The organism is Streptomyces albus subsp. albus (assembly GCF_000719865.1).
GTDB lineage: Bacteria > Actinomycetota > Actinomycetes > Streptomycetales > Streptomycetaceae > Streptomyces > Streptomyces albus_E.
Map to the genome: position 1 here is coordinate 1 of NZ_JOID01000008.1, position 11,962 is coordinate 11,962.

Sequence of the window (11,962 nt, forward strand, 5' to 3'; positions counted from 1 at the left end):
TGACAAACGCGACTACATCTTCAATGGCACTCTGACCGTCACCGCGATCGTCATCTGGCTCCGAGACACCGTCCAAGAGCCATCAGAAACGACCTAGCGCTTCCCCTGCCCCACCGGCACCGAGTGCCGCAGCCGGGCGCAGCGCGGACAGCGCAGCAGCCGGGCGGGCCCGAGCCTGCCGCTGCCGAGGTTCTGCATCGGGAACGAAGCCGTGCTGAAGACGTGCCCTTCGGCACAGCGGACGACGGTGTGCTGCATCGAGTCCTTTTCCCCAATCCCCATGAAGCGTGGACGGACGAAGGCCACATTAGGGGATGGACCCGGCATCGCCGGAGGCGGCTCTCCGCCCCACCGTATGCCCCAACTCCCCCACCCGATAACCGCTCCACACCCACGGCCGGGCTCCCGCACACCCCTATCCCGCCGAACCCCGGACCGCCCCGAACAAGCCGGCCCGGCCCTCTCCCGAACAACGCAAAAGACCCCACGGCTCATACGCCGGGGGTCACGATGGGGTACAGTATGCGACGGTGAGGCGCCTCCAACGGCCCCACCTTGCGGGTGTAGTTTAATGGTAGAACATGAGCTTCCCAAGCTCAGAGCGCGGGTTCGATTCCCGTCACCCGCTCCACACGAAAGCCCCAGGCCGGCGGCCCGGGGCTTCTTTGTCGTCCGGCTCTGCCACAGGCGTGGAACATCTGACGCTCGCGGCGACTTCCGTCGCCGAGCGTTATCGTGGCAGCAGAGACGGCCGACAGGGAGAGTCAGCATGACTGCCGCCCACGACTACAGCGATCTGCATGATCTCATCGAACGCCTTGAACCCGAGCAGGCCGAAGAACTGCGTCGGCATGCGCTGCGCCTGGTGAAGGAACCCCCGGCAAGCCGTTTCCGCGTCCTGCGGAGCTTCGACGGGCCGCCGGAAGATCTGGGTGCCCGGGCCAAGCACATCGCTCGCGAGGAGCTCGGCGAGGCCGATGCTGATCGTTGACACCGGCCCCCTTGTCGCCCTCCTGAACCGCAACGACCCCGACCATCAGAGCTGCGCCGAGCTGCTGGAATCCCACAACGGCGAACTGCTGGTCACGCCCTACGTACTCACCGAAGCCTGCTACCTGCTCGCCAAGTACGTCAGCCCGGACGCCGAGATCAACCTCATCGAGGCCGCCGCCGCTGAAGACCTGATCCAGGTCCCCACCGAACGCCACGATCTTTTCCGCATGGCGGAGCTTATGTAGCAGTACCGTGGCTTCCCTCTCGGTGTTGCCGACGCCTCGGTGGTCGCCCTCGCAGAGCGCCTCAAAGCACCCGCCGTGGCCACACTGGATCACCGCCACTTCCACGCCATCAGGCCTCTTCATGTGCCGGCGCTGACCCTTCTGCCATGAGACCGGGTCGCACTGCGCCGCGCCGGATGCGTGCCAGAACGGTTGGAGAGCCACGGTCAGCAGTGGTCGTGAAGTGCCGGAGCCAAGACGATACGGGGAGCGTTGTCCCGCAGGGCGAGGCAAAGGTGCCCGGACTGCGTCTCAATGGCCGGGCGACCGACGGGAGCGTGTGGGTTCGCCCAAACTTGTCGTCCGTCGAACTACGAGAAGCTTCATCGCACCGTGGAGCCGCGCAACTGGCGGACACGGCCAGCAGATTGGAAGAGGCTTTGATTCTCTGTGAGTCCCAAGAGACGCAGGGGGATACTTTTGGCGAGTAACCCGTTGAACCTTGACGAGGTCCGCGAGTGGTCAGGCATTTGGTGGCTACCCGACAACCCTGACCAGCCGTTGCCCGGTGTCCTCCGATACTCGCCGGACAACGGCCTGGTGCTTTCGCTGATCGGCGCGTTCGAAGACCGCATCATGTCGACGCCCTCTCCTGGCCTTACCGTGTTCCACGAGGGGAGCCGGAACTGGGACGTCATCCATGGCGCTGCCGAGCAACAGGAGATCTCCCTCCTCGACTGTTTCCCGAAGGGCGGGAAGCGAACAATCGGCGCACGGGTGAAAAGCCTGCTACCAGCATGATCCTGGGCCTCCGCTACGCGCCGGCCCGCTACGTGGAGAACAACCTCCTGACGGCAGTGGGAGCCGCCGAGGTGCTGCACCGCGGTCTCCGCATCGACGAGAAGCCGTTTCCAAGGACGGAATTCAAGACGATGCGCGACGCCATGCTCGAGCAGGTGCCTGAGAGGCACCGGGAGAGGTTCAAGGGAGTCATCCGCAACGACCCAACGCTCCGGGACCGGCTGTACGCCCTCGCCGCGCGTCCCGACCAGGACGCGATTGCGCTTCTCATCCCAGACGTGGACCGGTGGGCCGAAAGGACCACTCGGGCCCGCAACGACCTGACGCACGAGGGAAAAACGCCGAATCACTGCATAGAGGAGCTAATTGCCGTCGTGGAGGTGACCACGGCAGTCATCATTCTCAATCTTCTGCACGAACTCGGCCTGCCTGCTGAGCGGCAAAGCGGTATCGTCCGGGAGCATCCCCAGCTCAGAGCGACCGCCAGCACTGCTCGCGAATGGCTGGTCTCGCCCGATGCCGTCTCCTGAGCCGCAGCGTGGCTGACGCCCTCAACCTTGCTGAGATTTCAGGTAGTCACCCGCTGTACTCCTCCTACACCGTGTTCCAGTCTTCAGGGTGGGAGGTGAGCAACAGTCGGTGCTGCCGCTTGGCGTGCTGTCGTACAACGTCTCCGCCCCGAAGGTGGAGGTCGGCTCGTATCTCGTAGCGGATTCGGAGGCGTTTGAACTGGTGGGGCCAGGCCGGGCCCCCGAATCAAAGTCATTGCAGTTCAGAGGCAGGGCAGAGGGTTGCAGTTCGGGTTGCATTCAAGGGCGTTCATACTGCCGACCCGCTACCCCTGCGCCGCAGGTCAGAAGGCTGACGAACCCGTCCGAATGCCCGCACGAACAGTTGGAAAGCGCGTGGGTCGTGCAGCTCTCTCCTTGGCTGGAGCCGTCGTGCCCGATGCGTGCCCGTTGGGGCAGCGAACCTGGGTCAACCACGGTCAGCAACGAGTGGCATCACAGCCACTGAATCGGATCGTTCCAGCAGGTCAGGCGCCATTTTGCCGCCCAAGCGCCCGGTGATTCCCAAGCTCAGAGCGCGGGTTCGATTCCCGTCACCCGCTCCACGACGAAGCTCCAGGTTGACAACCTGGGGCTTCTTTGTTGCCCTGCGCTGCCGCATCTCTCCGTCAGCCCACGATGCCGACCAAGATCCGGCGAAACACCATCGCACTTGAAGCAAGACGGTCGAGAGGCGTCAGGTGTCACGTAGCCGGCGAAGGGGGGCGTAAGCTCAACCCAGCGACCGCAACAACGGCCAGGCTCAGATGATCGCGTAGACCGCCGCCCAGGAGACGTTCCGATGACCGAACAGCCTTCTGCCCCCGACGGGCCCCTGATCCCCATGCCGGCGCTCACCCCGGCAGCCCTCCGCGCGGCGGTCGCCCAGATCGCACCCGCCCAGCTGCCTGCTTTCGTTGAGCACCTCGACCGCGCGGTCGAACAAGCCGCCGCCCAGAGCACCATCGCTCCCCTGCGTACCTTTCTGCAGTGGTGGGGGGAGTTCGTCGCTGTCCAGCGCTACCCGGCCCGCGCCGCCCGCCTGCACGAACTGGAGGCGTTGGCGGAAGAGGCCACCGACCGCGAGACCCTTCGCTCCACACTCTCCGAGATCCGACAGATCACGGAACTGGCCCACCACGAGATCTCCGCGTGAGCGATACCTGGACCTGGGACTACGACCCCGACGCCGAGCACGTCGTAGGCGGTCTGCCGTACGAAGTCGTGGCCGAGGTAGAGCGCTTGGCTGAGCAGCTGACGATCTTGGGCCGGGACGCGGTCAACGTTGGCCGCGGAAATCCACACGGGGGAGGCCTGCGGACCCAGGACGTCTTCGGGGGACGGGGCTTCTTCATGTTCCTGGCACTGGAACGCCTTGAGCTGGTGGTGATCACTCGCGTCACATGGCTCGGCTGATCAGTCGCTGCGGCGCCGGCTCGCCACGGGTGAGAGCCGCAAGGGCCCGGGGTCACAAGTCCGCCCGAGTTGCTTCCGGTCGCAAAGATCGGAGCACGTGCCCGTGTCGGCATCGGTGGTTCTGGCTGGGGGCGACGTGAGCATGGGTCGGTCTGAGCGTTGGTGGACGACGGCTCTCGTAGCTGTGGCGCTGACAGGCATCGTGTCCGCCCGGTGTGCCGTCTCCGCAGCGTGCCCGGTCAAGCGGGGAGCCACGGGAAACACCGAGTGATGCCAGCGAACCGGCACGCGAACAGCCCTCGACCGAGGTACCTGGTCAGGGGCCGTTTCACCTGGCGGTGGGTGTGGGATGTGAACCCACGGTGACTCGCGCCACGACGGTTTTTCAACCGCTGGTGGCAAGGGCACCTCGTTTCAAGGCTCCGTCGGCCAGATGGCTAGGAGACGCGTATCTGCCGATCGCCAAGGACGTCCGATGCCGCTGCGCGGAGGCCTTTGACCGCCTGGTACAAAAGGTACTCCCGCTCGGCGGCGAGTGCGAAGTCCGCGGCCTTGCGGGAAGCGTCACCCGCATGGGCATCACGCACCATTCGGCGCATGACCTCGGCCAAATCGTCGGCCGCGTGCACCGCGCGATAGAGCGCCTGCACCACGGATTGCGGACCTTCGAGGATGACGAACTCGGCAGCCCGGTGAACGCCGCGGACCTGGGCGCGGAAGCGCTCCATATTGTCGTCGACCTCCCGCAGGTCCGGGGGGTCTGCCCGCAGCGCGTCGCGCACAGCATCCAGGGCCACATCGCGGTCGTACAGCGCCGCCAGGTAGTTCGCGTAGGCGTCCCGCCGGTGCTGTCGGCGCCATTGAGCGAACTGCGAGCGCGCAGCCGCCCGCCCAGTGACCATCGCGGAGCCGAGGGTGGCGAGTGAGCCCACGGCGGCGCCCAGCAGTGCAGTCAGTCCAGCATCCATGGGCCAATTCTGCCGATGCCATCGGCACAGCACCGAAGTACAGCAACTACAGCAACTACAGCAACCGAGCGCACCCAGCAGCGCCCCTGGGAGGCACCCGAGCGGCCTGTTTGTCCTTCACTGACCACTCCACATAGAGCTACGGATCAGAGGGCGTGCCCGATCCGTGCCCGACAGGTCGGTAAACCACGGACAACAGCGGGTGCCAGGGAGAGCCCAAGACTTCGCCCTGACACCCGTTGCCGCTGGTCGGGTCACCAACTAAGCCCAGAGGGCCGGTGATTCCCAAGCTCAGAGCGCGGGTTCGATTCCCGTCACCCGCTCTACGACGAAGGCCCAGGTCGCAGACCCGGGGCCTTGTTTGTTGTTCGGGTGAGCTATGCCACGCCGATGAAACCCATAACTGCGAAGGGGCCGACCTCATTGCGTGCCATCGCTGTGGAAGACCCAGCCTCGGGACCCACCGAAGGGAACGCTCTCTTCCGCATCACGCAGCCTCAAGCCCGGCCCCCTACGACGCGCAGGACGCCGTCCTCGGCGGACCGGGCGGAGCTCGGCTTCAGGCAGCGTGCGGAGTGAAGGTGACGTAGGAATCGCCCTCGTCGATGGCCAGGTTCAGGGTGCCGTCGAGTGCCTTGGCCAGGCGTCGCAGCAGCGGGAGAGTGGGCACGGTGTCGCCGCCCTCCATCCGGGATACCTGAGGCTGCGTCATCCCGGCCCGCTCGGCCAGTTCGGACTGGGACAGTCCGAGCTCGATCCGGCGGTCGTAGACCGCCTGTCCGAGATCGCCGGCCAGCCGCGCGTCGACGTACTCCTGGTCATACTCCACGACCTCGCCCGCAAGCTGCCGGGTCCGGCGCGTCCTCCACGTGCTGTGGTTCATCAGCTCTCCTTGCGCCGATCGTAGGTGTGCTCGGCCCGGCCCCTCCTGCCGGATCCGCGCCCGACGGGCCGGTCAACCACGGTCGGCAGCGAGCGGCGAGGGGAGTCCCATGGGGCGCCCCGAGGACTTCGCGGCTGGTCAGTTTTCGGAAGGGCTGGTTATGGCTGAGGCACCATAGCCACATGGCTCTGAAGAAGAAGACCGTCATGGTCGACGAGGAGGACCTCGCGCTGATCAAGCAAGCAGCCGCGCGAGAGGGACGACCTGCATCGGAGTACTTTCGTGAGGCGCTTCATCTCGTGGCCCTGCGCACCCGACGCCGGTACGAGGACTGGGACATCCCGAGCCTGGACTTCGGCGGTGGTTCGGACCGGCTGAGAGCCTGACGCCAAGTGAGTAGCAGGAGTCCTCTCATCAGCTTTCCGGGCGAGTGCAATCCGCCCATGCAGGTTGAAGGAGAGCCGCATATCGGATCATCCTTGGCATCATGAGTCTCGTCTCCCCCTCCTTCGACGTGCCCACCACGGGTGACTACGCTTACGACTGGGCCCTGGTCGATGTGGAGACCTCGGGGCTCATGGCCCGGCAGGACCGGGTGCTGTCCATTGCGGTGATCACGGTCGGCCCGGACGGTGAGCAGACCGGGGAGTTCTCGACGCTCCTCAACCCGGGGTGCGATCCGGGCCCGGTGGACGTGCACGGACTCACCGTCGAGCGGCTGCGGGGGGCACCGACCTTCGACCAGGTCGCCGGGCGGATCGGAGCGATGCTCCAGGACCGGGTCCTGGTGGCCCACAACGCCCAATTCGACTACGACTTCCTGGCCCACGAGTTCGCCCGTGCGCGGCTGTGGCTGCCGGTGTCGCAGCGGCTGTGCACCCTGGCGCTCAACCGCCAGGTGGATCCGCCGACGGAGGACATGAAGCTCGGCACCCTCGCCGCCCACTACGGCATCCCCCAGCAGCACGCTCACGACGCACTGGACGACACCCGGGTGCTCGCCGGAATCCTGCGGGCGTCGCTGAGCGCGGCGGCCCGGCTTGATCTGCCCTTGCCACTGGTGACCTGCCCACCACGGGCGGAGTCCCAGTTCACGCCGAAACCGCCGAAGACCCCCTGTGGCTACCGCAATCCGGGACGTCTGACTCCCGGTGGGCCGCTCCGGCAGGGAATGAAGGTCGCGATCACCGGTGAGACCGCCCACGCTCGGGCGGAGCTCGTCGGGCGGGCGGTCGCCGCCGGACTGAACATGATGACCTCCGTCAGCCGGCACACCAGTGTGCTGGTCACCAACGAACCGGCATCCGGTTCGGCGAAGGCCCGGCGCGCGCTGGCCGAGGGCGTACCGGTCATCGACGAGCACTCCTTCCTGCGGCTGCTGGCCGACGTACAGCCGGGGGCAGCGCATGAGGCGACGGCTGCCAAGGTCAACGCTCCGGTCGCCGGGCCGGATGCGGAGCGGGCCGGTCGCCTGGAGCCGGCGTCCCCCACAGCCTCTGCCGCGACCGCCCCGGATGCAGCCGATCCCCCCGCGGCCTCACCCGGTGTGGCAGTCCCCGCTCCCCGCCGGCCGGATCCCTCCGCCGGCACCGTGGACAAGCCCTTGGCGGGACGCCGGGTGCTGGTGCTCGGTGGTGGCCATGCCGATGCCGTGGCAGCTCGTACCCGGGTCGTCGACCTGGGCGGTTCCGCAGCGGTCAACCTGTCCGCCGGCGTCACCGACGTCGTGCTTCTGCCCGGAGGGGAGGGCGACCGCCGCATGCGGCGCATCACCGCACTCGCGCTCCCTGTGCACAACCTGCGGTGGCTCACCTCTCCGACCGCAACGGACCGGAACGCGGTGGCGCCCAGGCCTCAGGAGCCACTGGTGCTACCGAGGGGCGGCGTCATCGACCTGCCCATGCCCCACGGAGGGCCGGCGCCCGAGTGGTACGTCACCGCCGGATGGGCCCCGCAATCCGACTGCGAGATCGACATCGTCGCCTTCCTTCTCGACGAGGACGAACAGGTCACCTTCGACGAGGACTTCGTCTTCTACGGAGCCCCGGAGAGCCCTGCCGGGACGGTGCGCCTGCTGACCGGAGGCCCTGCCGAACAGACCATCGCCCTCGACCTGGCGTCCCTGCCGCCCGCGACGCGGAAGGTCGTCGTCGCCGCGGCCATCGACGGTGCCGCCACCTTCGGAACGGTCGGCGCGATCCAGATCGGTGCGGCCCCCGGCAGCAGCGGGGCCCCTCTCGCCCGGGCGACCCTGGACGCCGCCACCACCGAACGCACCATGCTGCTCGCGGAGATCTACCGCAGGGGCCCGGTCTGGCGCCTGCGCGCCGTCGGCCAGGGCTACGACCATGGCCTTGATGCCCTCGCACGCGGATATGGGGTCGACGTCGCCGACTGAACGGTGCCGGATGCGGACGTCTCGTCCGTGCCCGGCTGTGCCCGATGGGGCGCGGGAGCGGTCTGCTGGTTCGTCGCGGCGGTGCTCGGCCGGCCTGTTGCGGGGTGGACGACTGATCTCAGGCGCGGCCCAGGTCGTAGGCCCCGGCCCGAACCGTTTCCCGGAACGGGTGGGAAGCGTGTGGGCAGGTGAGGAGGGGGGTGGGGTTGCGGCTTCCGGCATGGTCCCGAGGTGGCTCCCGGGGACCTTTGTGCCCACCCCCCTTGACCGCGGACCTCGAAGGTTCTCTGGCCGGTCTCACTCTGCCGGGGAAGCTAGCAGGCGGCACTGACATCGATCCTGAAAGTCAGGTCCCGTGGACGCGAGAGCGCCGGCTGCCGGTGGGTCGGTCAGGCGAGGGTCTTGGTGTCAATGACGAAGCGGTAGCGGACGTCGGAGGCCAGCACCCGCTCGTAAGCCTCGTTGATCTTGTCCGCGGGGATGATCTCGACCTCGGCCCCGATGTTGTGCTCGGCGCAGAAGTCGAGCATCTCCTGGGTCAGGGCTATGCCGCCGATCATCGACCCGGCGACGGAGCGGCGGGCGCCGATGAGCGACATGACGTGGAGGCTGAGCGGCTCGCTCGACGCGCCGACGTTCACCAGCGTGCCGTCGAGGTTCAGGAGGCCGAGATGGGCGCCCAGGTCGATGCCCGCGCTGACGGTGTTGATGATCAGGTCGAACCGGCCCGCGAGCTGCTCGAAGGTCTCGGGGTCCGAGGTGGCGTGGTAGTGGTCGGCGCCGAGGCGGAGCCCGTCCTCCTGCTTCTTCAGCGACTGCGACAGCACGGTGACCTCGGCGCCGAGGGCGTGGGCGATCTTGACGGCGATGTGTCCCAGTCCGCCGAGTCCGACGACGGCGACCTTCTTGCCGGGGCCGGCGTTCCAGCGGCGCAGCGGGGCGTAGGTGGTGATGCCCGCGCAGAGGAGCGGTGCGGCGGCGGCCGCGTCGAGGCTCTCGGGGACGGAGAGGACGTAGTCGGCGTCGACGACGACGTGGGTGGAGTAGCCGCCCTGGGTGGTGGTGCCGTCGCGGTCGGTGCCGGCGTAGGTGGGGACCATGCCGTGGACGCAGTACTGCTCGTCGCCGTTGCGGCAGTTGGCGCACTCGCCGCAGGAGTTGACCATGCAGCCGACGCCGACGCGGTCGCCCGCGCGGTGCCTGGTGACGGCGGATCCGGCCTCGGTGACGATGCCGACGATCTCGTGGCCGGGCACGACCGGGAAGGGCTGCGGGCCCCAGTCGCCGTTCACGGTGTGGATGTCGGAGTGGCAGATGCCGGCGTACTGGATCTCGATGAGGACGTCGTTGGGTCCGACGTCGCGGCGCTCGACGGTGGTGGGGGCCAGGGGCTGTCCGGCGGCGGGGGCGGCGTAGGCGTTGACGCGCATGTGGGGGTCCAATCGTCTGTGGTGTGGTGGGGGGAGAGAGGTGTGAGTGCGGGCGGGGCGGGTGCGGGGCGGCGGACGGCATCCGGGCGGCTTCGGCGTCGGTCGGCGTCGGCGCTCGCTTCGGCGTCGGCGCTGGCTCCGGCGTCGCGTCGGCGTCACCGTTGTCATCCCGCGCCGTCGCGGTCCGGCGGTGGGCGCGCGGGCGGGCTACGGCTTCCCGGCCCGCTTGAGCTCGTCGGCGAGCTCGCGCGCCGCGGTCGACAGCGTCTCGGCGCGGGCGTCGTCGCCCGCCTGAACCGCCTGCCAGTAGTCGATCTTCACGCGGACGTAGCGCCGGCGCAGAGCGATGTGCTCGGCCTCACGTGCCAGACGCCGCTCCTGCTCCGCGAGCAGTTCGATCTGCTCGCCCGCGGCGGAGGGACCCAGCTGCCCGTTCGACATGTACTGCCGCATGTCGCTCACCGACATGCCGGTGGCGGCCAGGCACGCGACCCACATCAGCTGGTGCAGGTCGTCCTCGTCGTACACCCGGTGCTTGCTGCTCGCGCCGCGGCTGATCGGGCCGATCACCCCGATCGACTCGTAGTAGCGCAGCGTGCTGGCCGGGAGACCGGTCAGCGCGGCCGCTTCCTTGATCGTGTACGTGTGCTGGGCGGTTCGTGCGCTCACTTCATCGACCGTAGGAACTTCGAGTGCTTCAAGTCAAAAGGCCGCGTGCGGTCGCGTCCGGCCGTCCCGGGCCCGGCATCGGCGGACACCGGGTACGGGACAGCCGGCCGCGGGCGCTCGGGCCCGCGGCCGGCGTCCGGGCTACTTGGTGCGCCAGTCGGTGGGGATCACGGCCTGGGCGGTGAGGACCCGCGGGTTCCTGCCGTCGGCGGCGTCGACGGCGTAGGTGCTGCGGGTATAGGCGAAGTCGTCCATGGCGGAGAAGGCGATCCGGGTGCCGTCCGGAGAGAAGACGGGGCCGCGGATGCCGCTGAGCGGGGTCGTCCAGCCGCTCTGCAGTTCGGTGACGGCGCCGGTCGCCACGGCGACGACGCTCAGGCCGTACTCGGTGGTGTAGACGATGCGCTGCCCGTCGGGGGACCAGTCGACGGGTCCGGACAGCGCGTTGCCGGCCGTGCTGATCTGGCGCACCTGCCGGGTGGCGGTGTCCATGATCCAGACGTCTCGGCTGGACTTCCAGCCGTCGGGCGTCTCCTGGCTGGTGGTCCTCACGAACGCGATGCTCCGGCCGTCGGGCGAGAAGGTGCCCGCGCCGCCGGCCGTCGTGAGCACCTCCTGTCCGGTGCCGTCCGTGTTGACCCACTCCATGCCGCGCGGGCTGCTGTAGACGATCCGCCGGCCGTCCGGGGACCAGTCGGGCTGCCCGACGTACGGGGACCCGCCCATCTCGGGCTGAACGCCCTGCACCAGAACACGCTGGTCGCTGCCGTCGGTGTCGGCGACGACCAGGTTCCGGGCATACATGCAGCCCTCGTCCTGGGGGATGCAGGTGTCGTCGCGCTGGATGTACGCCACGGCGGAGCCCTTCGGGGAGACGACTCCGTCCTCGGCGTTCTGCGCGAAGGGGCCGGTGACGTCGCCGCTCACGGGGTCGAGCGCGGCCAGGGCGGGGGAGCCGGAGGAGTAGTCGGTGGCCGTGATCCAGCCGGCCGCCGGCTTCTCTCCGGCCGCGGCGGTCCCTGCCATCGGCAGGCCGGCGGCGGCGACGGCGAGCCCCACGGTCAGCACGGTATGTCTGAAACGCACGTAGATCCTTCCTGGGAATCCGGGAGCCGGCTGTCCCGGCTCCCGGTGCAGGAGCGAAAGTGGATCAAGAAACGTCACCCCCGGGCCCGGGCGCCCGCGCAGCCCGCGTGGGTCACGTGCGTTCAGGTGCCGGTGCTCAGTGCGCCGGGTCCGGGCGGCGGCCGCGGCGCAGCACCCGGGTGCACCAGCCGATGATCGCCGCGTTGGCCAGCGCCCCGAAGAGGATCGCCACGACGAGCATCGCGGCGCTCTCCGGCAGGAACGTCATGACGAGGCTGCCCGGGGCGGTGGCGAGGATGGGGATGACAGCCGCCATGGACTCGCCCGTGTCGTCGGTCACCGACACCACGAACGCCCACACGACCAGGGCGGCGCAGAGCGCGAGGTAGGCGAGGCCGACGAGACCGAAGGCGTGGACGGCGCCCCGGAGGGGACGGGGGACGGATCGGCCGGGACCGGTGTCTGCCATGGGATGAACTCCTTGCGGACGGGGTTACGGAAGGCGTGGTGACGGGGACGTGGTTGCGCGGGCGGGGTTGCGGACGG

15 protein-coding genes and 1 tRNA gene are annotated in these 11,962 nt (G+C 68.5%); 9 read left to right on the top strand and 7 right to left on the bottom strand.

The window, feature by feature from the left end:
• Window positions 1-93: 93 nt before the first annotated feature.
• A complete protein-coding gene (locus IF83_RS31835; RefSeq protein WP_078843306.1) occupies window positions 94-282 on the bottom strand; it encodes a hypothetical protein in 189 nt (62 codons plus the stop codon).
• 275 nt (window positions 283-557) lie between these two features.
• Between IF83_RS31835 and IF83_RS0108835 the strand changes: the two genes are divergently transcribed.
• From IF83_RS0108835 to IF83_RS0108860, 7 genes are all read left to right on the top strand, one after another.
• A tRNA-Gly gene (locus IF83_RS0108835) sits at window positions 558-631 on the top strand.
• Between the two features lie 138 nt (window positions 632-769).
• A complete protein-coding gene (locus IF83_RS33665; RefSeq protein WP_158711018.1) occupies window positions 770-991 on the top strand; it encodes a hypothetical protein in 222 nt (73 codons plus the stop codon).
• Window positions 978-1,238, top strand: coding sequence for a type II toxin-antitoxin system VapC family toxin (locus IF83_RS34255; protein ID WP_051722605.1), 261 nt, complete (start codon window positions 978-980; stop codon window positions 1,236-1,238). The genes IF83_RS33665 and IF83_RS34255 overlap by 14 nt, the downstream gene beginning before the upstream one ends.
• Window positions 1,239-1,712: 474 nt before the next feature.
• Window positions 1,713-2,018 carry an ApeA N-terminal domain 1-containing protein gene (locus IF83_RS34260; RefSeq protein WP_208605857.1) on the top strand — a complete coding sequence of 102 codons (306 nt, stop codon included), beginning with the start codon at window positions 1,713-1,715 and terminating at the stop codon, window positions 2,016-2,018.
• Window positions 2,015-2,548 carry a HEPN domain-containing protein gene (locus IF83_RS34265; protein WP_051722607.1) on the top strand — a complete coding sequence of 178 codons (534 nt, stop codon included), beginning with the start codon at window positions 2,015-2,017 and terminating at the stop codon, window positions 2,546-2,548. The genes IF83_RS34260 and IF83_RS34265 overlap by 4 nt, the downstream gene beginning before the upstream one ends.
• An 820-nt stretch (window positions 2,549-3,368) precedes the next feature.
• Window positions 3,369-3,722: a DUF6247 family protein gene (locus tag IF83_RS0108855; protein WP_030543522.1), complete on the top strand. Its 354-nt coding sequence runs from the start codon at window positions 3,369-3,371 to the stop codon at window positions 3,720-3,722.
• Window positions 3,719-3,982, top strand: a complete 264-nt coding sequence (locus IF83_RS0108860) for a hypothetical protein (RefSeq protein ID WP_030543523.1) — start codon at window positions 3,719-3,721, stop codon at window positions 3,980-3,982. The genes IF83_RS0108855 and IF83_RS0108860 overlap by 4 nt, the downstream gene beginning before the upstream one ends.
• A 437-nt stretch (window positions 3,983-4,419) precedes the next feature.
• Here the strand turns inward: IF83_RS0108860 and IF83_RS0108865 are convergent, their stop codons facing one another.
• Window positions 4,420-4,950, bottom strand: coding sequence for a hypothetical protein (locus tag IF83_RS0108865; protein ID WP_030543524.1), 531 nt, complete (start codon window positions 4,948-4,950; stop codon window positions 4,420-4,422).
• Window positions 4,951-5,509: 559 nt separating this feature from the next.
• Window positions 5,510-5,833, bottom strand: coding sequence for a helix-turn-helix domain-containing protein (locus IF83_RS0108870; protein ID WP_030543525.1), 324 nt, complete (start codon window positions 5,831-5,833; stop codon window positions 5,510-5,512).
• Window positions 5,834-6,015: 182 nt separating this feature from the next.
• Between IF83_RS0108870 and IF83_RS0108875 the strand changes: the two genes are divergently transcribed.
• Together IF83_RS0108875 and IF83_RS0108880 are read left to right on the top strand one after the other, a co-directional pair.
• Window positions 6,016-6,219: a ribbon-helix-helix protein, CopG family gene (locus tag IF83_RS0108875; RefSeq protein ID WP_051722608.1), complete on the top strand. Its 204-nt coding sequence runs from the start codon at window positions 6,016-6,018 to the stop codon at window positions 6,217-6,219.
• A gap of 101 nt (window positions 6,220-6,320) precedes the next feature.
• The gene (locus tag IF83_RS0108880; RefSeq protein WP_030543527.1) at window positions 6,321-8,231 is read left to right on the top strand and encodes a TerD family protein; all 1,911 of its coding nucleotides are present in this window, start codon (window positions 6,321-6,323) and stop codon (window positions 8,229-8,231) included.
• A 389-nt stretch (window positions 8,232-8,620) separates the two neighbouring features.
• Here the strand turns inward: IF83_RS0108880 and IF83_RS0108885 are convergent, their stop codons facing one another.
• From IF83_RS0108885 to IF83_RS0108900, 4 genes are all read right to left on the bottom strand, one after another.
• Window positions 8,621-9,661, bottom strand: coding sequence for an NAD(P)-dependent alcohol dehydrogenase (locus IF83_RS0108885; RefSeq protein ID WP_030543528.1), 1,041 nt, complete (start codon window positions 9,659-9,661; stop codon window positions 8,621-8,623).
• A 207-nt stretch (window positions 9,662-9,868) separates the two neighbouring features.
• On the bottom strand, window positions 9,869-10,330 hold the full coding sequence (locus IF83_RS0108890; protein WP_030543529.1) for a MerR family transcriptional regulator: 462 nt from the start codon (window positions 10,328-10,330) through the stop codon (window positions 9,869-9,871).
• A gap of 141 nt (window positions 10,331-10,471) precedes the next feature.
• The gene (locus IF83_RS0108895; protein WP_158711019.1) at window positions 10,472-11,416 is read right to left on the bottom strand and encodes a DPP IV N-terminal domain-containing protein; all 945 of its coding nucleotides are present in this window, start codon (window positions 11,414-11,416) and stop codon (window positions 10,472-10,474) included.
• A gap of 136 nt (window positions 11,417-11,552) precedes the next feature.
• The gene (locus tag IF83_RS0108900) at window positions 11,553-11,885 is read right to left on the bottom strand and encodes an SCO4225 family membrane protein (protein WP_030543531.1); all 333 of its coding nucleotides are present in this window, start codon (window positions 11,883-11,885) and stop codon (window positions 11,553-11,555) included.
• Between the last annotated feature and the right edge of the window lie 77 nt (window positions 11,886-11,962).

What these genes read in the sequence shown, in the direction of transcription:
- IF83_RS0108855 (WP_030543522.1), top strand. Translation starts at nt 3,369, where the DNA reads ATGACCGAACAGCCTTCTGCCCCCGACGGGCCCCTGATCCCCATGCCG.
- IF83_RS0108900 (WP_030543531.1), bottom strand. Translation starts at nt 11,885, where the DNA reads ATGGCAGACACCGGTCCCGGCCGATCCGTCCCCCGTCCCCTCCGGGGC.
- IF83_RS0108865 (WP_030543524.1), bottom strand. Translation starts at nt 4,950, where the DNA reads ATGGATGCTGGACTGACTGCACTGCTGGGCGCCGCCGTGGGCTCACTC.
- IF83_RS0108885 (WP_030543528.1), bottom strand. Translation starts at nt 9,661, where the DNA reads ATGCGCGTCAACGCCTACGCCGCCCCCGCCGCCGGACAGCCCCTGGCC.
- IF83_RS33665 (WP_158711018.1), top strand. Translation starts at nt 770, where the DNA reads ATGACTGCCGCCCACGACTACAGCGATCTGCATGATCTCATCGAACGC.
- IF83_RS0108880 (WP_030543527.1), top strand. Translation starts at nt 6,321, where the DNA reads ATGAGTCTCGTCTCCCCCTCCTTCGACGTGCCCACCACGGGTGACTAC.
- IF83_RS0108870 (WP_030543525.1), bottom strand. Translation starts at nt 5,833, where the DNA reads ATGAACCACAGCACGTGGAGGACGCGCCGGACCCGGCAGCTTGCGGGC.
- IF83_RS34265 (WP_051722607.1), top strand. Translation starts at nt 2,015, where the DNA reads ATGATCCTGGGCCTCCGCTACGCGCCGGCCCGCTACGTGGAGAACAAC.
- IF83_RS31835 (WP_078843306.1), bottom strand. Translation starts at nt 282, where the DNA reads ATGGGGATTGGGGAAAAGGACTCGATGCAGCACACCGTCGTCCGCTGT.
- IF83_RS0108875 (WP_051722608.1), top strand. Translation starts at nt 6,016, where the DNA reads ATGGCTCTGAAGAAGAAGACCGTCATGGTCGACGAGGAGGACCTCGCG.
- IF83_RS34255 (WP_051722605.1), top strand. Translation starts at nt 978, where the DNA reads ATGCTGATCGTTGACACCGGCCCCCTTGTCGCCCTCCTGAACCGCAAC.